We start from the raw sequence: 21,112 nt of genomic DNA on the forward strand, positions 1-21,112 counted from the left end.
GAATGAACGAATCAAGCGAAAGTTACGACAGTCCGGCACAGCTTGCCAGATAATTCCCACTGGGCTCGGGCATTTGACTGCACCGATACCAGGACAATATAAATCATTCCGCCCGTATAGTTCGCACCGGGCCGGTTGTTTAGCTTGCCTGCCACCGGCAAAATGTTGAGCTTACCAGCCCTCATTTGGCCATATTTGGCCTTTTTAAGCGGCATTATGCCCGTATTTTATTATCTTTTGCAATGACAAAATCTGATACTGCCACTTACCTGTCTTCGCCTCTGGGCACGGTTGAGCTACGCGGCTCCGAGGCGGGCCTGTCAGCCGTCAGCTTTCTGAACGAGCCGGTGGCAGCCACCGCGCCGGCTGCCGTGCCCGACTGCCTGCGGGAAGCTCACCGCCAAGTGCGGGCCTACTTTGGCCGCGAGCTGCACACGTTCGATCTGCGCTACGACGTAGCGCGGGGCACCGATTTTCAGCGGCAGGTGTGGGCGGCGCTGCTGGGCGTAGGCTACGGGCGCACGGCTTCCTACCTGGATTTGGCGCGGCAGCTGGGCAATCCCGGCGCGGTGCGGGCCGTGGGCGCGGCCAACAGGCAAAACCCGCTGGGGCTGGTGTGGCCCTGCCACCGCATCATTGGGGCCAACGGCACGCTTACAGGCTACGCCGGCGGGCTGTGGCGCAAAAAGTGGCTGCTGGCCTTCGAGCAGCCGGTGGCGCAGGCGGAGCTGTTTTAGCCCGGCCCGCGCTGCTACGCGCCCACCATTTTCAGCAGCTCCCGATAGATGATATTGTGCTGCCAATACAGCTGCAGCACCATCGGAACGTGCTTTTTGCCGGGCAATACCGTGAAATGGGGCGCGTGGCCCAGCTCCCGCAGGCGCTGCCGGAACCGCTCGCTACTGTAGCTGATGGAAGGGTAAGTTTGGCCGCCCACGAAGATGACAAACGGCGGGCTGGCTGCCGTTACGTGGTATTGCGGAGCCATGGCTTTCCACACGGCGGGGTCTTTGCCGAAGGGAATGAGGTACTGCTCGTCGCCGGGGTACTGCATCTTTTTCAGGTAGTCGTACATGTCGAGGCCGGCGGGGTCGTCGAGCAGGGTGCCGCGCACGGGGTTCTGGGCCAGGCCGTGGCGGGCGAACAGGGCATCATCGGTGGCCAGCAGGGCGGCCAGGCCGCCGCCGGCCGAGTGGCCCATCAGGTAGAGGCGCTGGGGGTCGCCGCCGTAGTCGGCAATGTGCTGCACCACCCAAGCGGTGGCGCGGGCGCAGTCATCGGCCATGGCGGGCACCAGCACGTCGGGGGCCAGGCGGTAGTTGATGATAACGGCCACCACGCCCTGCTTTGCCAGCCGGCGGCCAATGAAGGAATAAAAATCTTTGCTGCCGCTGGTCCAGCTGCCGCCATGAATGAAGAGGACCACCGGTCGGGGTGCGGCGGCCTGGGCGCGGGGCGCATACACGTCGAGGCGGTGGCGCTCGGTGTCGAAAGCGGGGTCGGAGGCGGGCACGTAGGCCAGGTCGGCGGTGCGGCGGCTGGGGCGGGCCACGGCCAGCTCATTGGCCCCAAACAGCAGCAGAAGCAGCAGGAGCCCGGCGGGCAATAGCAGAAAGCGGAAGATCATACGGAAAGAAGAAAAGCGGGCTGCGCGGCCGGCTCTGGGCTGCCGCACCCCGGCATATACCGCCCAACGGCCCGGCGCGGATTGGGCGCGCCCCAAAAAAAGGCGTCGGTTAGCCCAACGCGCCGGCCCATACTAGGTTGCCGCGGGCGGCGTTATATTTGCCATAAGCCCCAGCCCCCGGATGGTCGGGTCGTTTTTTCAACTCCGCTTTTTACCTGTTTCCTGTTTCATGAAATATTACGTGTTGCTGCTGGCCCTGCTGCTGGGCTTGGGTGGCGGGCCGGCCCAGGCTCAGCGCAAAAGCAAAATAAAAGTGAAGAGCGGGGCCGCGCCGGCCAGCGCCGCCAACCGCCTGCTGCCGTTGTTCGGCGGCCTTTCCGTGGCCGAAGCCGAGGCCCTGATGGGCTCCGCCTTTTTGGCCGGCATCGACCGCAGCTTTGCCTCGCGCCCCGAGGCCAGCGCGTTTTTCTCCACCAAAGGCTACGAGTATCTGGCCGAAGGCAAAGCCGATACGGCCCTCTACCGCTTCAACCTGGCCTGGCTGCTCGATCAGAAAAACCCTGAGGCCTACCACGGTCTGGGCGTCATCAGCAGCAGCCAGCCCACGCCCGACGAGGCCATCAGTCTGCTGACCCAGGGCCTGACCGTGGCTCCTGCCAACGCTGCCCTGCTGAGTGACTTAGGAACCAGTTACCTGATTCGCTACCGGCAAACCCAGAAGAAGAAAGACCTTGCCCAGGGCATGCTGTATCTGGAGCAGGCCACCACCACCGACCCCACCAACGCCGCCGCGTGGCAGCAGCTGGCGCAAGGCTATTTTTTGCGGGCGGAATATCCTAAAGCGTGGGAAGCCGTACACAAAGGGCAGGCGCTGAGCATGACCAGCATCGACTTCGAGTTCATCGGCGAGCTGCAGGCCAAGCTGCCTGATCCGCAGGGAATGTTCAAATAAACGGCTGGGCTGGCCCGTTACAGGAGTGCCGCCGGCCGCGCCAAGCGCCGTGCCGACCTGCTCCTCACCCATTGCCAGCCGCCCATGCACTACCGTCCTTTGCTCCTCAGCGCCAGCGCTTTGCTACTGGCATGCCTTTCGACCCACACCGCTACTGCGCAGGAAACAGCGGAGCGCCGCAAGCGCCACTACACCGCCCAGGCCCGCCCCTACTACCGCGGCCCCGTGCGCTTCACGCTGGGCGGGGGCGTAGCCCTCTACAACGGCGACCTGGCCGAAAACCTAGCCAACAACCTTCCCGGCCCCAGCGGCAGCCTGGGCCTGCTGTACATGGTGCGTCCCCACCTGGTGGTCGGCGGCGAGTTCACTTATTTTCAGCTGGGGGCCAAAGACCAGCTGCCCGAGCGCGGCCTGGCTTTTCAGGGCCGCAACGAGTCGTTGGTGGGGTTTGTGCGCTACGAGCTGCTGCGCGATGAAGGCGAATATGCCGGGGCCCGCAGCCCGGCGGCCCTCATCAAACCTTATGTGAAAGCCGGGCTGGGTTTCCTGCTTTACAACCCCAAAGCCTACCGCGGCAACCTGCGCCCCACGCCCAGCACCGAGTATCTGCCGCCCGAGGTGAACGACTATCCGGCTACCGCCATCGTAGCGCCCGTGGGGCTGGGGCTGGTTTTCCGGCTCACGCCCAAGCTGAACGCCACGGCCGAAGGAGCCTACTACTTCACCACCACCGACCGCCTCGACGACGTGAGCCAGCGCGGCAACGCCAGCCTGAAAGACGGCTACGGCCTGGTAGAGTTGAAGCTGGAATACGCACCCTGGGGCCGCTGAACATCCTGCTTTCAGTTTGAATGCAACACAAAAAAAGGCCCGTCGGATGACGGGCCTTTTTGGTTAAGTACTGTCGGCAAATTAGTTACCGGCAGGATACACTTTACTGCTTGATAAAGCGCTGGTGGAACACTTTCTGGCCGTCGCTCACCGTGAGCGTGTACATGCCTTTGGCCAAACCAGCAATGTTAAGCTGGCCGTTGCCTTCGTAGCGGGCACCCGCCATGGCGGCACCGCGCACATCCAGCACCTGCACGGCTACTGCTTCAGCGTTGCCGGGCAGGCTCAGGCGCAGCACGTCGGTGGCGGGGTTAGGATATACCTCCAGCACCTTGGCCTGCTCGTTGCCGATGGGCGTACCATTGGTCAGGGAAGCATTGCCAGCCAGAGCACCGCCGGTGAGGGCCGCGCCGCCGGTGATGTTGACGGTGTAGTCTTCGGTTTCGCCGTAGCTGTAGGCGTTGCAGCTAGTGGTAGCCGAGGCGTCGCTCATTACGACGCGCATGCGGGTGTTGCCGCTCTTGGCCGTGGTGGGCACCGTGAACGTGCCGCTCAGGGTAGTGGTGCTGGCGCTGCTGCCGCTCACCACCAGCTCGCCGGCGTCGGTGAACAGGCCGTTCTGGTTGTAGTCGATGTAGACCTTCCAGTATTCGGTGTAAGCCGTTCCGGCATAGCCGGCCGAGAAGCTCACGGTCTGGGAAGTACCGGCACCGATGCTTGGAGCGGCCAGGGCCGTGCCGTTGTAGTAGCCGCCATCAGCACCCGAGGTGCGGGCCAGCGTGCCGAGCTTCACGTAGTCGATGAACTCGTAAGCCACGCTGGTGCCTTTGCTGGTGCAATAGGTAACGGTGGTTGGGGGCGGCGTGGTGCCGCCGTAAGCTGCGCCAACACCCACTGCGAACCAGGCGTTGGTTACGGCAATTACCTGGGCCGAGCCGGCTCCGTAGAGGTCGGTAGCGGCCTGAATCGAGTAGGAGCGGGCCTGTGCGTAGGTCGAGGAAGCCACCATGTACACGCTTTCCATGCGGTAGGTGATTTTGGCCGCCGCATCGATGCCCACGCCGGTTACGCTATACACGCCCCCGCCTTCGTTGGTACCCGCCTTGCCGACGGTCAGGATGTAGAACCAGTGGTTGAGCACGCCCGAGTTGGTGTGCACGCCGCCCTGGTCATTGGCGTTCGAAGGAGCCGTAGTAGTGGGCACCCAGTACTGGCCTTTATAATAAGCTGGCTGGCCCAAGGACTTGGGGTCGCTCATGGAGCGCAATGCGGCCTGCTGCTTGTCGATTTCTTCGCCGATCAGCCAGGTGCTCTTGGCCTTAACGCCGCCCGAGGTAAAGCCCAGCGTATTGACGGCGTACGCCTCAATAGCCGCCCCCCAGATGTCGGACAGGCCTTCGTTCATGGCCCCCGATTCGTTGGCGTACGTCAGGTTAGCCGTCTTTTCGCACACGGCGTGGCCGATTTCGTGGCCGCACACGTCCAGCGAGGTGAGGGGGCGGAAGCGCGTGGCGCCGTCGCCGTAGGTCATCACCGAGCCGTTCCAGTAGGCATTTTCGTAGCCAACGGCCGTGGTGGGCGTGTCGTCGAAATGAACGTAGCTTTTGATTTTAGCCCCGGCGTTGTCGTAGCTGTTGCGGCCGTGGATGTTCTTCCAGTAATCGTAGGTAGCCTGGGCGCCAATGTGGGCGTCGCCGGCCACGTTGTCGAAGTTGGCGTTGTTGTATTCGGTCCAGCTGTTGTCGGCGTCGATGAAATCGGTGGCAGCGGTGTAGCTGTTGCCCTTTTTGCAGTTGTAGGTTTCAATGCCCAGGCCGCGGGTGGCGCCTTCGCGCAGGAAGTAGCCGCCGGTAGTAGTGCCGTCGGTGAAGGAGCGCGAGCCGCTATACGCCGTGGCGAAAGTGCCCGTGGCACCCACGTGCTTGATGATGGCATCCTGCGCCACTACTTGGCCCGTGTGCGCATCTACGTAGATGTAGGCGCGGCTGATGGGCAGCTGGGCATACACGTTGAACTTCCAGGCCAGCGCCGACTTGCCCGACGTCTGGTTCTCAACAATAACTAGTTCACCTTTAGGTAGATACGTAGCCCCCGGGTCCTTCTCCTGCTGCTTCAGGCCGGCCTCTTCGCGGGCATCCTGCCACATATACTTGCTGGCTCCCACGAAGCGCAGGGCGCTCTGCAGGGCGCTGGCGGCATTCACGGTCGGCGTCACGCTCAGGCCGCGGATATGCTCAATCTTGCCCGTCATGGTCTCCACTTTGCCGGCCCGGGCGTGCAGCGAGTAGGTGGCGTGCTCTACCTTAATCCCCTTGAAATACTGCTGGTACTTCTCGTGCACGAAGCCGAGCTGATCGGTTTCGGTTTTGGCGCGCAGCATCTGGTCGTCGTTGGTCAGCTGAAGCTGCTCCACAAAGGCCTTACGGGCATCGTTGAGGGTATAGGGCGCACTCTCGGCGCGGAAGGCTACCAGCTCGGGGGTGCCATCGGCCGCCATCACTTTCTCCTGCACTTTGGCCGCCATATCCTGGGCGTGGGCAGCAGAGCAAATGAGACTACCGGTTAGCAGCAGCGCAACGGAAGGGTACTTTTTGATCATGTAAGTGTAGTTGGGTAGTGAAAAGAGTGTGGTAAGCGGCCCGGCAACTGCTAAGCGACGGCAAGGTAGTAATTTTGTAATTTTTAATCCCATTTATTGATATTTCTCACAATCAAACCAACTTATAATTAACAATTCAGCAAAAATATAGCCCAGATTAAATATGGATTAAAATGCTGAACTGCTGAGCTAAACGCTATATTCCGGCCATACTCCTATTTTTGTGCTGCCGGCCGCAGCACAAAATCTTACACATTCTCTCTGGCCGCCCCGCACTGGTTGCACGTATCGGTGGTGGTGCGGGCACTGCCAACAGCAGCCGGTAAGTTCTGTCGGCGCAACCCGCTATTTTCCTCTGCCATCGCGGCTCTTGCCGCTGCAATTTTCTTCGCCCTATAATTAAGTATATGGATAACCGCTGGAATCTGACTGGCCGCATTGCCCTGGTTACGGGCGCTTCCAAGGGCATTGGGGCCGCGGCAGCCGAGGAGCTGCTGCGCTTCGGGGCCACTGTAGTGGCCGTGGCCCGCACCGCCGCCGACCTAGAAGCCCAGGTGGCGCAGTGGCGGGCGCAGGGTCTCGATGCCCACGCCCGCCCCGCCGACGTGAGCCGCCCCGACGAGCGCCAGGCCCTACTGCACGAGGTGAGCCGCCAGTGGCCCCAGCTCGATATTCTGGTCAATAATGTGGGCACCAACATTCGCAAGGCCACGGCCGTGTACAGCCGCGAAGAATATCAGCACGTGATGGCTACCAACCTCGAATCGGTGTTTGGCATGTGCCAGGCGGCGTATCCGCTGCTGCAGCGGGCCGGGGGCAGCATCGTGAACGTGGCCTCGGTGGCGGGCCTCACGCACGTGCGTACCGGCGCGGCCTACGGCATGAGTAAAGCGGCCATCGTGCAGCTCACCCGCAACCTGGCGGTAGAATGGGCCCCCGACCAGATTCGGGTAAACGCCATTGCCCCGTGGTACATCCGCACGCCGCTGGTGGCCGGCGTGCTCAGCAACGAGGATTTTCTGCACGACGTGCTGGCCCGCACGCCGATGAAGCGCATTGGCGAGCCGGAAGAAGTAGGCGCCGCTATTGCTTTTCTATGCCTGCCGGCCGCCGCTTACATCACCGGCCAGTGCCTGAGCATAGATGGCGGCTTCATGGCGAATGGGTTTGGGTGAAGTTGTGAAATTGTCATTGCGAGCAAAGCGAAGCAATCCGTCCTCTGAAAGGTAAAAAGCTCTTTTTCACAAGAAAGCCCTGACGTAGCGCGTACGTCAGGGCTTTTCTGTTTACGAAGCTTGGCTCATTATCCAGGACGGATTGCTTCGCGTTGCTCGCAATGACTGGCCGTTTTTACATGCACCGCAAGGCTTCCTCGTAGCGGGCGAAGGCTCCCTCGGCGGAGGCCAGATACAGAAAGGGCTCGATTAATTCCAGCTCCATCAGCAGCAGCTCGCCGTTAACCTCCACGCCATCGACGCGGGCGTAGAGGCAGTCGGAGGCGAAGCGGGCTATCAGCTGGTCGGCGGTGGCCAGCAGGTGCGGCGGCGCAACGCGGGGCTCGATGTGGCCGCCCAGATAGTGCTGCACCCGAAAATCGCCAGATTTGGGCGTTTTGAGCACGCAGTGGCTGAACCGGCCGCCCAGGTAAATGAACGACCACTCGCCCTCGGTCTGAATCTGGGGCAGGAAGGGCTGGGCCAGAAAATCCTCCTCATACAGCAGCGGCTCCAGGCGCTCGACGGCCGCCCGGGCCTCGGTGCGGGTGAGAGCAAAGGTATTTTTGGCCCCGCCGCTCACGGCCGGTTTCACGATGAGGTGGTCGGTGCCGAGGTCGGCGAACAGCTCCTCCGGCTCTACCCGCGCCCCGCGCGTGAGCCAGCGCGTGGGCACAATGCGGGCCCCGGCCTGCTCCATTTCGGCCAGGTATTTCTTGTCGGCATTCCAGCGCACCCGCGCTACGGGGTTCAGTAGGCGCACGCCCAGCGTCTCCAGCCGGTCGAGCCAGGCGTAAAACTCCTCTATCCGATCAAAGTAGTCCCACGGCGACTTGAGCACCACCACCTCATAAGCCCGCCAGTCCACGGCCGCGTCGGTCCAGATTTCGGCCGTAACGTGGTGGCCTTGCCCGCGCAGGTAGCGCGTGAGCAGGGCATCCTCATCTTCTACGGTAGGGGCCGCGTACTGGGCCAGCGACTGGCAGGTAACCAGGGCAATATTCATCAAACGAGTGGTTAGCAATGATTAATGAGTGATAACAAAACGGGCGTCATCCTCAACAGCGCGAATCTCTTCGCCTGCTTCTTTGAAGTAACATTGCACCGAAACGGGTAAGGGCCCTTGTGAGTTCAGGATAACAGGCCCGGGCGCCACCTAATGTTTCAACACTAAGTAATCGGCTGCTAAAGTAGCCAGGGTTTTCACGCCCAGCGTGAGGCCGCTTTCGTCGAGCATAAAGCCGGCGGTGTGGTGGTCGGCGGCGGTGGCGGGGTCCTGGCCTTTGCGCATGCCGCCCACGAACAGGAACAGGCCGGGCACTTTCTCCTGGTAGAAAGAGAAGTCTTCGGCCCCGGTCACCGCTTTCTGCTCGCTCACGTTGGCCGCGCCGGCCACGGCCCGTAGCGTGGGCAGCATCTGGGCCGTCAGCGGCTCGTTGTTATACGTCACGGGCACGTAGGGCTCAATGCTGACTTCGGCCGTGGCCCCGGCGCTTTCGGCAATGCCCTTGGCCGTGCGCTGAATAGCGGCCCAGATCTGCTTCTGCACCGCCGGGTTCAGCGCCCGGATGGTGCCGCTCATTTCCACATCGGGCGGAATGACGTTGTAGCGCACCCCGGCGTGAATGGTGCCCACCGTTACCACCGCCGCATCGTCGATCAGCTTCACCTGCCGGCTCACAATGGTTTGCAGCCCCATGATGATCTGGGCGGCCGTCACCACCGGGTCCACGCTATTCCAGGGGTAAGCACCGTGCGCGCCTTTGCCGTGCACTTTGATGGTGAAGCGGTCGGAGCTGGCCATTTCGCCGCCGGGCCGGTAGCGTAGCATCCCCACTTCGGTTTGGGCATTGACGTGGACCCCAAACACGGCATCCACCTTCGGATTGGTGAGCACGCCCTCTTTCACCATCAGCTTGGCGCCGCCTTCCTCGCCGGGCAAAGATCCTTCCTCGGCGGGCTGAAAAATAAACTTCACGGTGCCGGGCAGATCTTTTTTCACTTGGCTGAGCACTTCGGCCGCGCCCATCAGCATGGCCACGTGCGTGTCGTGGCCGCAGGCGTGCATCACGCCCACGGGCTGGCCCAGGTAGGTGGTTTTCACTTTCGAAGCGAAGGGCAGGCTGTTGGTTTCGGTGATGGGCAGCGCGTCCATATCGGCCCGCAGCGCCACCACGGGGCCGGGCTTGCCACCGCGCAGCACGCCCACCACGCCGGTGCGGGCCACGCCGGTCTGCACCTCCAGGCCCAGGCTGCGCAGGTGCGCCGCAATGATACCGGCCGTGCGGGTTTCCTGATTACCCAGCTCGGGGTGCTCGTGCAAATCGCGCCGCCAGGCCAGCACTTTGGGTTCTTCCTGGGCGGCCAGGGTGGCAATGCGGACGTTGAGGGCGGTATTCTGGGCCAGCGCGGCCGGCGCGGCGGCCAGCAGCAGCGCCGTGGCGGAGTAGAGGATTTTCATCAGGAGTGGCTTGAAAGCGAAGCCAAAAGATACGATGCCGGCCGCCATTCGCCGCATCCGGCGGCGGCCCGCTATTTTTGCGGCTCCTTCTTTTCCCTATTGCCCAATGCCGCTTTCCCGTCGGGTCCCTGTTTTGCCGACTGATTCTCTGCTTTGGCCCGCAGCCTGGGCCTGGCCGGCATTTCGGCGGGCGCTGCTGCTGGGGCTGGCGCTGCTGCTGGTGCTGGCGGCTTTCGTACCGCACTACTTCGCCTACATTCAGGCCCGCCCCGGCTTCGTGCTGCCCGACCCGCTACTGGCCGCGCTACCCGCCCACGATGTATCGGGGCCCACGTTTGGGCTTATCTACCTCAGCATCGGGGCCACGCTGGGCTATTTGCTGCGCCGCCCGGCTTTGCTGCTGCACAGCCTGTGGGCTTATCTGCTGCTGCACGCGTTTCGCACGCTCACGCTCTACCTCGTGCCGCTGGAGCCGCCCGCCGGCCTGCTCCTGCTCCACGACCCGTTCGTGGACCGCTTCCTCTACGGTGGCCCCACGCCCATCACCAAAGACCTGTTCTTTTCCGGCCACACGGCCACGCTGTTTCTGCTGTCGTTGTCGGTGCGGCCGCGCCTATGGCGGCAGGTGCTGCTGGCCGCCACGGTAGCCGTGGGGATGCTGGTGCTGGTGCAGCACACGCACTATACCTATGATGTGCTGGCGGCGCCGTTTTTCGCGGCCGCCAGCTACTGGCTGGCCGGACGGCTGGTGCGCGGCGTAGTGCAAGCGCAGTAGTGTGGCAAGGCAGTTAAACTGGCGCGGGGCTCCGCCCCGTGTCCCCTTCTCGCCGGCCTCCGGCCGGGATCGAGGGCGCCGTTAGGTTCAGTTTCGTTCCAGTATCGTGCAACGATTCCGGCCGGAGGCCGGCGAGAAGGGGACACGGGGCGGAGCCCCGCGCCAGCTTCAGGCTGTACGGTTCTCTCTATTTCAGATACTTCTCATAAATCCCGGCCGCAATCTTCTCCGTCATGGCCTTCGGCACGAAGCTGGTGAGCTTGGCGGAAATGCGGTTCAGGGCGCCGGGAATCACTTCGGCCTCGCCGGCCAGCAGGCCTTCGATGCCGATGCGGGCTACGTCGGCGGGGGTCATAGAGAGCTTGGCGGCTTTTTCCTGCAGGCCGGCGCTCATGCCGGCGCGGTCGGCAAAGTCGGTGGTGGTAGCGCCGGGGCTCAGGCACGTCACGGATACCGGCGAGTCGCGCAGCTCGTAGCGCAGGCCACGGCTGAAGGTGAGCAGAAACGCCTTGCTGGCCGCGTAGAGCGTGAGCGTGGGCACGGCCTGGTAGGCAGCGGTGCTGGCAATGTTCAGAATGTAGGCCTTGGGCTGGCGCCGCAGCTGGGGCAGCAGGTAGTGCGTCAGCTCGGTGGGCAGCAGCATATTAAGCTGAAGCATGTTCTGCTGCTGGGCCAGCGGCAGCTCCTCAAACCGGCCCCACAGGCCGTAGCCCGCGTTGTTTACCAGCACAGCCAGCTCGGTGGTTTGGGCCCCTACCCACTCGGCGAGGCGGGCGGCGGCACCGGGCGCGGCCAGGTCGGCGGCGAATACGTGCGCTTCTACCTTATAGCGCTGCCGGACCTCGGCGGCCAGTTGCTCCAACTGGTCTTCGGAGCGGGCCGTGAGCAGCAGGCCGTAGCCCCGCCCCGCCAGCTCCAGGGCCAGCGCCCGACCAATTCCGCGCGAAGCGCCGGTGATGAGAGCAGTTTTCATTGGTGAAATGGTGATTTAGTGATTTAGCGAGTTAGTGACTTAATGAGTTTGATTGTTTGGCAGCGCAATCCGCGAAAACGGAACATCAAACTCACTGAGTCGCTAAGTCACTACTTCACTAAGTGGAGAAAGCGCAGGTAGAACGGGGTGGCGCTCTTGGCGTGTTTGGGGTCGTATTTGCCGCTGATGATGGGCACGTACATCACGCGGCGGCGCGAGGCTTCGCCCACTAGTGGGGAGCGGGCCACGCGGTGCCACATGCGGCCGTCGTGCACGGTCAGGTCGCCGGGCTCGGTCTCGACGGCAATTTCGTTGTCGTCGGGGCCCACGTCTTTGTAATATTTTTTGCGGAAGAGCATGTCGCGCAGCGGCTGCTGGTGGGTGCCGGCTAGCAGCCGCAGGCCGCCGTTGGTGGCGGGGGTGCCATCCAGGTGCACGCCCACGTTGAGCATGGGGCCGATGCGCTTGCCGTAGAATACGTCGCGCAGCGAGTCGGTGTGCCAGCCCATCTGACTGAACTCCGAGCCCGTCACGTTCACGTAATGGTTGATAACCAAGCCGTCCTTCTCGTTTTCGCCCACGCGGCCGCCGGGGGCTTCGAGCAGGGGAAACAGCGACGTGAAGCGCGGATCCTGCAAAAACTCGCGCAGCACGGGGCTGTGGTGCGAGGCGAAGGCAAAGCGCTGCACGATGGGCGAGCCATCCACGTCCTTGCCGTATTTGATGGGCACGCCGTTCACCTTCTCCACGCCCTCGGCCAGCCATTTGGCCTGCACCTCTTCGGAGGCGCGCAGCAAAGCCTGCACCTGCTCGGGCGAGAGGAAGGGGCGGAAATGTAGAAAACCGTGGACGCGAAAAAACTCCCGTTGCTCGTCCGTCAGGCGGCTGCCGAGGGTGAAGCGAGGATAGTCTGAGTGTGATGACATAGGGCAAAGGCGGTCGTTGAAACGCCTATCGGGGACAAAGATACAATTGCCTTGCCCGCTCGTTGCAAAAACGAGCAAACCGGCCGGTTATAAAACGACTTCACCCGCTGAAACCGCCAAGCTGCGGCCCCCGGGATGAGGATTGTGTGAATCAACCGCCGGGGGCGGTGCCGGGTTTACGGCAGTTGCGTATCTTAGGCCCAATGCCGCCCTTTTTTCCGCTCCGCCTTCTTTTCTTCCGTCGGCCGCGCCGGCTGCTACTGGCCGGTGGGCTGCTGCTGCTGCTGGGCGCGGCCCAAATCACAACGGCCCGCCTCGTGCCGTTTCGCCGCGGCGCTAAGTGGGGCTACGCCGACCCCAGCCGCCGCCTGGTGCTGCCCCTGCTCTACGACGAGGCCGGCCCCTTCGTGGGCGAAGTGGCCTGGATCCGGCAGGGGACGCTCTACGGCTACATCGACGGGGCCGGCAACCCCATCACGCCGGTGCAGTTCACCAAGGCCGGCAACTTTCACCGGGGCCGCGCCACCGTTGAGCTGAACGGCGAAACCTACGACCTCGATACCAGCGGCAACCGCCTGACCACTCCCGCCGACCCCGAGCCGGAATCCGACTTTCTCACCCACGGCGACGTGACCCACAAAGACGGCAAAGTCGGGTTCCGCTTCACGGTGGGCCAAACGGTGGTGCCGCCCATCTACGACGAAATCCGGGAGAACTACAACGGGCTGCTCTTTGTGCGCCAGGGGCCGAAATGGGGCGTGCTCAACGACAAGGGCAAGCCCGTGCTGCCGCTGGCTTTCGATGCCATTCGGGCCACCGAGGCCAACGGCTTTGCCCTGCCCGTGGTGGAGCAGCAGGGTCGCTTCGGCTACCTCGCCGACGACGGCCGCCTGCTGGTGCCGCCCAAATACCAGGCCGCCGAGCCTTTCGTGGAAGGCGTAGCCCGCGTGACGACCCCGGACGGCCTCAGCGGGTACGTGGATACGCGGGGGCGGGAGTTTTTTGAGCCGTAGAACTTCGTCAAGTATTGATGCGGGGCCCGGCGCTCTGCTTATTACTGCCAGGCAAAACAGCCCGCCCGCCAGTGCGCGCCGCCCTGTTTCGGTTGGGTTGCAGAGACCATAGTCTATTCCCGAAAAATTCGCACTTTACCTTCCGTATCTCCCTACCCTAACCCCTCCCGCTTTATGATCTTCACGCCCAGCCCCATGCTGCTCAAGCTGCTCTACACGCGCGGCAGCCTGCACAACACGCCCGAGGGCGTGGCTTTCAGCATCAAAAACCGCCTTGACACGGTGCACCTCTCCCGCATCGACTACGTGCAGCTCGACGATGTGCGCATCGGGCCCGAGCAGATTGCGCTGGATCTGGGCGAGGGCGACGTGCGGCCGGCCGCGGCCTTCAATGCCGATGGCGCGGGTTTCGCGCTGCCCGTGGGCCAGTCGGCTACGTTCCATCTGGCCACCGAGCCGCTGCCGGAAGGTCTGCACACGGTGCTGGTGCAGTTTACCGCCGACCCGTTCGGAGACCTGAGCGTGGAGGTGGAAGACTCTATCGTGAACATCCCCGATAACCGCACCCGCATTCCGCGCCAGGACCAGGACGACTATTCCGAAGCTGCCATTCAGGCCCGGCAGCGCTTCGCGGAGGAGTTTTCGGGGCAGCAGTTCAAGCACCTCAAGCACTACTCTTTCGATGCCCACGACCTGCAGGGCAACTGCGAGCATTTCACCGGCGTGGCCCAGATTCCGGTGGGGCTGGCCGGGCCGCTGCACGTGAACGGCGAGCATGCTCAGGGCGACTTTCTCATTCCGATGGCGACCACCGAAGGCACGCTGGTGGCCAGCTACAACCGTGGCATTCAGCTGCTGAACCTCTGCGGCGGGGTGAAATGCACCATCATCGGCGACGCCATGCAGCGGGCCCCGGTGTTCGTGTTCGATGATGCCCGCGGGGCCCGCGACTTTGGCAAGTGGGTAGAGGAGAACCTCGATAAGATCCGGCCCGAGGCCGAAAGTACCTCGCGCGTGGCCAAGCTGCAGTATATTGATACGTATCTGAGCAACAAGTTTGCCTTCCTGCGCTTCAACTACAGCACCGGCGACGCGGCGGGGCAGAACATGGTAGGCCGCGCCACCTTCGCCGCCTGCTCCTGGATTCTGGCCAACTACCCCGGCAGCCCCATCCGCCACTTCTACCTCGAATCGAACTTCGCCACCGACAAAAAAGCCTCCCAGATCAACGTGATGCGCACCCGCGGCAAGCGCGTGGTGGCCGAGTGCGTGGTGAAGCGCGACATTCTGCAGCAGCGCATGCGCGTGACGCCCGAGCAGCTGGCCTATCATGGGCAGGTGAGCAACGTGGGCGCGTTCATGTCGGGGGCCAACAACAACGGGGCGCACTCCGCGAACGGCATCACGGCCATGTTCATTGCCACGGGTCAGGATGTGGCCAACGTGTCGGAATCATCGGCGGGCATTCTGTATTCGGAGGTCACGCCCGAGGGCGACTTGTACATCAGCATCACTATTCCCTCGCTCATTGTGGCCACGCACGGCGGCGGCACGGGCCTGGCCACCCAAAATGAGTGCCTGCGGATGCTGGGCTGCGTGGGCCGCGGCACCGTGAATAAGTTTGCCGAAATAGTGGCCGGCGTGGTGCTGGCCGGCGAGCTGAGCCTGGGCGCCGCCATCAGCAGCTCCGACTGGGTGAGCAGCCACGAGCAGTACGGCCGCAACCGGTGAGTGGTAGTAAAGGGAAAAAGTCAGAAAGGCCGTCATGCTTGATCTGGCGTCCGCAAGTCGAAGCATCTCTGCCGCTTCGTTGCAACCTCACCCCCAACCCCTCTCCATAAGAGAGGGGAGCCGGACGACGAGGGCGAGATGCTTCGACAAGCAGACGCCAGATCAAGCATGACACCTTCTTTATCTTCCTTCATCAATGCAGCGCGCCTGTTAACTCCTTAATTTGCTGCATTATTTCTAACGCTTTTATTTTCCATGTCCTTCCCTATTCCCAAATTTCTCCTTGCGGGTTTGCTTGCGGCCGGGCCGTTTCTCACCTGCCGGGCGCAGGCCAATATGATGTCGGCGAACGACGTGCGCAACTTGTCGGCGGGCTACTACTCGGCGTATGAGTATGACCGGGTGGTGGCTAAAGCCGCCCTCACGCCCGAGCAGGCCTACTTCACCCCCGAGTGGCAGCCCGGCACCCTCTGGACGGCCGGCGGCGAAAAGGGCGGCGTGGCGGCCCTGCGCTACAACATGGCCCTGCGCCTGGTGGAAGTGCGCGACCCGGCCACACCAGCCGGGGTGCGCATTGTGCCGGTGGGTGGGCTGCGGGGCTTCACGCTGGGGCCCGAGGGCAAACCCGGCAGCCGCACCTTCGAAGCCCGGCTGGTGACCCGCGCCGCCAACAGCCGCAACTTCTTCGAGGTGCTCACTGAAGGCCCGCTTCAGCTGCTGCTACAGCACGGCATCGATGAGAAAGAGGCTACCTGGATTGCGGCCTACAACCTCGAAACCCGGCCCGCCTCGGTCAGCCGCGTCACGAGGCTTTTTGTGGCGAAGCCCGGCCTGAGCACCGTGGAGGAGCTGCCGCTGAAGCGTAAGGCCGTGGAAAAGCTATTCGTCCCGTATGCGTCGGAGGTAGCCAGCTACGCCACCGGGAAAAAACTCAGCTACGAGCAGGTGCCCGACCTGGTGTGGCTCGTGAATTATTATAATACGCTGTCGAAAGCGCCGCAATAGATGAAAAAACGACTATTCCTCGCCTCTATTCTGGCCGGTGCCATGCTGCTGCCAACTGCCGTGCGGGCCCAGTCGGGGCACCCGAACGTGCTGGTGAGCACCCGCAGCAGCCCGGAGGAAACCGCCATTGCCATCAACCCCAAAAACACCCAGGAGCTGGTGGCCGGGGCCAACATCAGCAACCAGTACTTCAGCACCGACGGCGGCCAGACCTGGACCTGGCGGCCCCTGACCTCGCCCCACGGCGTGTGGGGCGACCCTTGCGTGGTGGCTGACACCACCGGCGCGTTCTACTTCTTTCACCTCTCCAACCCCGGCAACTCGGGCCTGAGCTTTCCCTTCATCGACCGGATGCAGGTGCAGCGGGCGGCCACAGCGGCCGCGCCGTTCAGCTTTCGGGGATATTTTGGGCTGAACCCGCCCAAGCAGCAGGACAAGGAATGGGTGGCCGTGAACCGCAAGACGAACGCCTTTTACGCCACCTGGACCGAGTTTGACACCTACGGCAGCGTGGCCCCCACCGACAGTTCGCGCATCGTATTCAGCAAGTCGCTGAACCAGGGCCTGACCTGGACCACGCCGCGCCGCATCAGCAAAGTGAGCGGCGATGCAGCCGACGAGGACAACACGGTGGAGGGCGCAGTGCCGGCCGTGGGGCCAAATGGGGAAATTTACACGGCCTGGGCCGGGCCGCTGGGCCTCACCTTCAACCGCTCCCTCGATGAGGGCCAGACCTGGCTGCCCCGCGAAAAAGTAATCAGCACGGTGCCCGGCGGTTGGGATTTCGGCATCGCCGGCATCAGCCGCGCCAATGGCCTGCCCATCACGGCCTGCGACGTGAGCCGGGGGCCGCACCGGGGCACTATCTACGTGAACTGGAGCGACCAGCGCAACGGCCCCTCCGACACCGACGTGTGGCTGATCAGCAGCACCGACGGCGGCCAGAGCTGGAGCGCGCCGCGCCGCGTGAACAACGACCCGGCCGGCCACCAGCAGTTTTTCACCTGGATGACCATCGACCAGGCCACCGGCTACCTGTGGTTTGTGTTCTATGACCGGCGCAGCTACCCCGCTTCGGCCAACGAAACCCGCACCGACGTGTACGGGGCCCGCAGCACCGACGGCGGCCGCACGTTCCAGAACTTCCGCCTCAGCCAAGCCCCGTTTACGCCCAACCCGAACGTGTTTTTTGGCGACTACACCAACATCACGGCCCACAATAACGTGGTACGCCCCATCTGGACGCGCCTCGACAACACCCAGCTCAGCGTCTGGACGGCCCTGATCGACGTGACGGTGCTGGCCAGCAAGAAGTCCGCTTTGCCCGGCCTGAGTTTGCAGGTATACCCCAACCCCGCCCGCGAGGCCGTGCAGGCCGCCCTGCAGCTGCCGGTGGCCGCCCCCGTCACGGTGCGCCTGCGTAGCGCCGATGGCCGCCTCGTCCGCACCCTGCTCGACCACGCGCCGCTGCCTACCGGCCAGCGCCAGCTGGTGATTCCGGTGGCGGAGCTGGCCGCCGGGGTGTATGTGCTGGAGGCCGAGGTGGGCGACTACAGCCTGCACCGCAAGGTGATGGTGGTGCATTAGGCTGTGCTATTGAAAGTAAAAAAGGGCCGCTGACGAATCAGCGGCCCTTTTCTATTGGCTTTCCAACCGGCCTCTACAGCGGGTCGGCGGTTACTTTGAAGCGGGTTTCTTCCTTCACCGTAATTTCCTTAGTGGTGGCGGCCCGCACGGCTACTTCGGTGTAGAGCGTGTAGTTGGGGGCCTTGATGTACTTATCGAGCGGCGTATTGGTCGAAGTCAATTCAATAGACTGCGCCCCGCGCGGCACGTCGTCCAGAAAGGCCATCACCACCTTGTCGTTCTGGTCGGTGCCGATGGAGATTTTGATGCTTTTCAGGAAATCGAAGTTCTCCGTGGTCGGGTCGGTAATGGTGAGCGTGAGCTTGCTCAGCTTCACGTCCTTCACCAGGTCGGCGCGGGTATTGTTGTTGCTGAAAGTTTCGGAGGCGCGGTTGGTCACGGGCACCGGCAGCACCACCGGAATGGAGCTGATAAGCGGCGTGGCCGGAATCTTGAAGCTCTGGGTATCCGAAATCTCGAAGGTGAGCAACTCGTTTATCTTCTTGCAGCTAAAGGTACCGATGAGCAGCAGCAGCAGCACGACGGCCAGCAATTGGGTTTTTTTCATGAGGAATACAGGTTCGGAGAAGTAGCGAAAATACGCCTTGGCTTAACGAGCGGCAGGCCGGAATTAGTGCCGCCATCGGTGCGGGGCGCGGGTTAGTCCATCATATCGGCGGCGCGGGGCGGCTCGTGCTTAAAGTCGGGGTTCCAGCTCATCGGGTACTTCTCATCGAGGTAGGGCAGCGCGGCTTCGGTGAGGTAGAGCGGCCGAAACGTATCCACCATCACGGCCAGTTCGTGGGTTTCCTTTTTGCCCAGGCTGGCCTCCACGGTGCCGGGGTGCGGCCCGTGCGGAATGCCGCTCGGATGCACCGTGAATGAAGCCAGATCAATGCCCTTGCGCGACATAAAATTGCCGGCCACATAATACAGCACCTCGTCCGAATCGACGTTGGAATGGTTGTAAGGGGCCGGAATGCTCAGCGGATGGTAGTCGAACAGGCGCGGCACGAAGGAGCAGATGACGAAGTTGTGGGCCTCGAAGTGCTGGTGCACGGGCGGCGGCTGGTGCAGGCGGCCGGTTATCGGCTCAAAGTCGTGAATGCTGGTGGCGTAGGGGTAAAAGTAGCCGTCCCAGCCCACCACGTCGAAGGGCGAGTGGGCGTAGGTGAGCTGGTGCAGGAAGCCTTCCTTCTTGATTTTGACCAGGTACTCGCCCGATTCCTGCACGTCGTCAGTAATCAATTCGGCCGGCGGCCGGATGTCCCGCTCGCAGTAGGGCGAGTGCTCCAGCAGCTGCCCGAAATGGTTGCGGTAGCGCCGGCACGTCTCCACCGGGCTGAACGACTCGATGATGAGCAGCCGCACCGGGCCTTCATCGAAGTGCAGCTGATGAATGATGGTGCGCGGAATCACGACGTAGTCGCCGGGCTCGAAGCGCACGATGCCCAGCTGGCTCCACAGCTCGCCGCTGCCTTCGTGCACAAAAATCACCTCGTCGGCCAGCGCGTTTTTGTAGTAATACTGCATCCGCCGCTCGGTGGGGTTGCAGATGCTCATGGTCACGTCGGCGTTGCCGAGCATGGTTTGGCGGGCGGCCAGGTAGTCGCCGCCGGTGGTGGTTTGGGCCAGTGTGCGCAGGTGGCTGGGAGCCAGCGGCCGGTCTTTCAGCAGCTTGGGGCCGTACGGTAGCGGCTCACCCACGCTTTTTATCTGGGTAGGCGGGTGAATGTGGTAGAGCAAGGACGACACGCCATGAAAGCCCAGCGTGCCCACCAGCTGCTCGGCGTAGAGCGTGCCGTCGGGTTGGCGGAACTGGGTGTGGCGCTTGCGCGGAATCTGGCCGAGGCGGTGGTAGTAAGCCATGCGAAACGAGCTTTTGCGGGTGGAAAGCGGGTGGGAGTCCGTAGCGTGAAGGTACGCAGCCGCCCGCAGAAACGGATACCGGGCCGGGCAGGCATCTTTTGCCTTTGGCGAACCAATAAGAGGAGCTGAGCATTCTGCCTGGCGGACTATTCAGGCCCGCGCTTTGCCACCAAGCAGCAGCTGGCCGCCCGCCCCAAAAACAGGCGGTAACTTGCGCCCCCCCCCGGATTAGCTGCCCGCGGCGGCTTCACTTTTTTCCTCTTTCGTGCTCTTTCCTGCTCTCCTCTGGCCCCTGCTGCTGGCCTTCGCCGCCGGCCCCCCGGCCCCGGCCGACAAGCCGGCGGCTCCGGCTCCGCTGCGTAGCCGCACGTTTTCGTTCGACTACACCGCTCGCCTACACGACCTGCCCGCGGGCACCAAACAGCTCGACCTCTGGCTGCCCGTGCCCCACTCCGACAAGTCGCAGCACATAGCGGCGGTGCAGGTTACGGCACCCTATCCGTATGAAATCCTGACCGGCCAGTATGGAAACAAGGTGCTGCACCTGCGGGTGCAAAACCCGCCGGCGGCCGGCTTTGCGGTGCATATGGCGGTGCAGGCCGTGCGCCGCGAGCACCGCAACCCGATGCTGGGTGCCGCACCCGCCAAAAAAGCCCCCAAAGAAGCCCCCGACCCCAACCTGCAGCGGTGGCTCCAACCCGACAACCTCGGCCCGCTCGACCCCAAAATCCGGCTGTGGGCGCAGGAAGTGGCAGCCAACGCCAACGCCCAAACCGAGCTCGAAAAAGCCCAGGCTATATACAACCACGTCGTGAGCACCGTGAAATACGACAAGAGCGGCCAGGGCTGGGGCCGCGGCGACATCTACTACGCCTGCGATGCCCGCCAGGGCAACTGTACCGATTTTCACGCCGTGTTCATTGGCTACTGCCGCGCCCTGGGGATTCCGGCCCGCTTCAGCATCGGCTTCCCGCTGCCGCCCGAGCGGGGCAGCGGCGAGGTGAAAGGCTACCACTGCTGGGCCGAGTTTTTCACGAAGCAAACCGGCTGGGTGCCCGTCGATGCCTCCGAAGCGGCCAAAGCCCCTGCCCGGCGCGCCTACTTCTTCGGAGCCCACGACGAAAACCGCCTCGAATTTTCCCGCGGCCGCGACCTGACCCTGACCCCGCAGCAGCAGGGCGCCGCGCTCAACTATTTCATCTACCCCTACGCCGAGGCCGACGGCCAGCCTTTCACTGGCATCGACAAGCAGTTCACTTACAAAGACCTGCCGGCTACGGGAAAGTAGAATAATGTGCTACAATTAGCCCCAGCGGGGCGGCATGTCGGTAGATATTCTGCCCTCCTTAAATCTCAAAAGCCCCAGCGGGGCGACACCAATCGTCCCGGCGAAGGTGCCGCCCCGCTGGGGCTGGTTTGTGGCAAAACTTAGCCAGTAGCCCCTGGTAGCAGACCAGCCGCAGAGCGGCGACAGGTTTGTAGCAGTGAGTTAGCAGAAAGAGCAAACAAG

Annotated in this window: 18 protein-coding genes; 10 read left to right on the forward strand and 8 right to left on the reverse strand. The window is 63.0% G+C overall.

Going from position 1 to position 21,112, the window contains the following annotated elements; genetic code table 11:
* Nucleotides 1–242 precede the first annotated feature (242 nt).
* Nucleotides 243–737: a methylated-DNA--[protein]-cysteine S-methyltransferase gene (locus tag BUB62_RS01415; protein WP_073105231.1), complete on the forward strand. Its 495-nt coding sequence runs from the start codon at nt 243–245 to the stop codon at nt 735–737.
* A 14-nt stretch (nt 738–751) separates the two neighbouring features.
* Here the strand turns inward: BUB62_RS01415 and BUB62_RS01420 are convergent, their stop codons facing one another.
* Nucleotides 752–1,627, reverse strand: coding sequence for an alpha/beta hydrolase (locus tag BUB62_RS01420; RefSeq protein ID WP_073105234.1), 876 nt, complete (start codon nt 1,625–1,627; stop codon nt 752–754).
* Nucleotides 1,628–1,856: 229 nt separating this feature from the next.
* On the opposite strand from BUB62_RS01420, the gene BUB62_RS01425 reads away from it, so the two are divergent.
* Both BUB62_RS01425 and BUB62_RS01430 read left to right on the forward strand, forming a co-directional pair.
* Nucleotides 1,857–2,579 (forward strand): tetratricopeptide repeat protein, encoded by a 723-nt coding sequence (locus BUB62_RS01425; protein WP_073105236.1) that lies wholly within the window; start codon nt 1,857–1,859, stop codon nt 2,577–2,579.
* A gap of 84 nt (nt 2,580–2,663) precedes the next feature.
* Nucleotides 2,664–3,410 carry an outer membrane beta-barrel protein gene (locus BUB62_RS01430; RefSeq protein ID WP_073105239.1) on the forward strand — a complete coding sequence of 249 codons (747 nt, stop codon included), beginning with the start codon at nt 2,664–2,666 and terminating at the stop codon, nt 3,408–3,410.
* A gap of 103 nt (nt 3,411–3,513) precedes the next feature.
* Here the strand turns inward: BUB62_RS01430 and BUB62_RS01435 are convergent, their stop codons facing one another.
* On the reverse strand, nt 3,514–6,009 hold the full coding sequence (locus BUB62_RS01435; protein WP_073105241.1) for a M4 family metallopeptidase: 2,496 nt from the start codon (nt 6,007–6,009) through the stop codon (nt 3,514–3,516).
* Between the two features lie 407 nt (nt 6,010–6,416).
* Between BUB62_RS01435 and BUB62_RS01440 the strand changes: the two genes are divergently transcribed.
* Nucleotides 6,417–7,184: an SDR family oxidoreductase gene (locus BUB62_RS01440; protein WP_073105243.1), complete on the forward strand. Its 768-nt coding sequence runs from the start codon at nt 6,417–6,419 to the stop codon at nt 7,182–7,184.
* 175 nt (nt 7,185–7,359) lie between these two features.
* On the opposite strand, the gene BUB62_RS01445 is transcribed toward BUB62_RS01440, so the two are convergent.
* Nucleotides 7,360–8,229, reverse strand: coding sequence for an ATP-grasp domain-containing protein (locus tag BUB62_RS01445; protein ID WP_073105246.1), 870 nt, complete (start codon nt 8,227–8,229; stop codon nt 7,360–7,362).
* Nucleotides 8,230–8,379: 150 nt separating this feature from the next.
* On the reverse strand, nt 8,380–9,684 hold the full coding sequence (locus BUB62_RS01450) for an amidohydrolase (RefSeq protein ID WP_073105948.1): 1,305 nt from the start codon (nt 9,682–9,684) through the stop codon (nt 8,380–8,382).
* A gap of 133 nt (nt 9,685–9,817) precedes the next feature.
* Between BUB62_RS01450 and BUB62_RS01455 the strand changes: the two genes are divergently transcribed.
* Nucleotides 9,818–10,459 (forward strand): phosphatase PAP2-related protein, encoded by a 642-nt coding sequence (locus tag BUB62_RS01455; protein ID WP_143163976.1) that lies wholly within the window; start codon nt 9,818–9,820, stop codon nt 10,457–10,459.
* Nucleotides 10,460–10,646: 187 nt separating this feature from the next.
* Here BUB62_RS01455 and BUB62_RS01460 read toward each other — a convergent pair whose 3' ends face one another.
* Together BUB62_RS01460 and BUB62_RS01465 are read right to left on the reverse strand one after the other, a co-directional pair.
* Entirely contained in the window at nt 10,647–11,432 is a 786-nt protein-coding gene (locus BUB62_RS01460) for an SDR family NAD(P)-dependent oxidoreductase (protein WP_073105253.1), read from the reverse strand.
* Nucleotides 11,433–11,542: 110 nt separating this feature from the next.
* Nucleotides 11,543–12,358 (reverse strand): phytanoyl-CoA dioxygenase family protein, encoded by an 816-nt coding sequence (locus tag BUB62_RS01465; RefSeq protein ID WP_073105256.1) that lies wholly within the window; start codon nt 12,356–12,358, stop codon nt 11,543–11,545.
* 203 nt (nt 12,359–12,561) lie between these two features.
* Here BUB62_RS01465 and BUB62_RS01470 point away from each other — a divergent pair, with 203 nt between their 5' ends.
* The 4 genes from BUB62_RS01470 to BUB62_RS01485 all read left to right on the forward strand — a co-directional run bounded on the left by BUB62_RS01470 (nt 12,562) and on the right by BUB62_RS01485 (nt 17,694).
* Entirely contained in the window at nt 12,562–13,371 is an 810-nt protein-coding gene (locus tag BUB62_RS01470) for a WG repeat-containing protein (RefSeq protein WP_073105259.1), read from the forward strand.
* A gap of 174 nt (nt 13,372–13,545) precedes the next feature.
* Nucleotides 13,546–15,102: a hydroxymethylglutaryl-CoA reductase gene (locus tag BUB62_RS01475; protein ID WP_073105261.1), complete on the forward strand. Its 1,557-nt coding sequence runs from the start codon at nt 13,546–13,548 to the stop codon at nt 15,100–15,102.
* A gap of 255 nt (nt 15,103–15,357) precedes the next feature.
* Nucleotides 15,358–16,107 (forward strand): hypothetical protein, encoded by a 750-nt coding sequence (locus tag BUB62_RS01480; RefSeq protein ID WP_073105264.1) that lies wholly within the window; start codon nt 15,358–15,360, stop codon nt 16,105–16,107.
* Nucleotides 16,108–17,694 carry a T9SS type A sorting domain-containing protein gene (locus BUB62_RS01485; protein WP_073105267.1) on the forward strand — a complete coding sequence of 529 codons (1,587 nt, stop codon included), beginning with the start codon at nt 16,108–16,110 and terminating at the stop codon, nt 17,692–17,694. It abuts the gene before it with no gap.
* Between the two features lie 73 nt (nt 17,695–17,767).
* Here BUB62_RS01485 and BUB62_RS01490 read toward each other — a convergent pair whose 3' ends face one another.
* Both BUB62_RS01490 and BUB62_RS01495 read right to left on the reverse strand, forming a co-directional pair.
* On the reverse strand, nt 17,768–18,301 hold the full coding sequence (locus BUB62_RS01490; protein WP_073105269.1) for a hypothetical protein: 534 nt from the start codon (nt 18,299–18,301) through the stop codon (nt 17,768–17,770).
* Between the two features lie 92 nt (nt 18,302–18,393).
* Nucleotides 18,394–19,602 carry a homogentisate 1,2-dioxygenase gene (locus BUB62_RS01495; RefSeq protein ID WP_073105272.1) on the reverse strand — a complete coding sequence of 403 codons (1,209 nt, stop codon included), beginning with the start codon at nt 19,600–19,602 and terminating at the stop codon, nt 18,394–18,396.
* Between the two features lie 265 nt (nt 19,603–19,867).
* Here BUB62_RS01495 and BUB62_RS01500 point away from each other — a divergent pair, with 265 nt between their 5' ends.
* A complete protein-coding gene (locus BUB62_RS01500; protein WP_234988506.1) occupies nt 19,868–20,890 on the forward strand; it encodes a transglutaminase-like domain-containing protein in 1,023 nt (340 codons plus the stop codon).
* Nucleotides 20,891–21,112: the final 222 nt, after the last annotated feature.

This window comes from Hymenobacter daecheongensis DSM 21074 (genome assembly GCF_900141805.1).
Classification (GTDB): domain Bacteria; phylum Bacteroidota; class Bacteroidia; order Cytophagales; family Hymenobacteraceae; genus Hymenobacter; species Hymenobacter daecheongensis.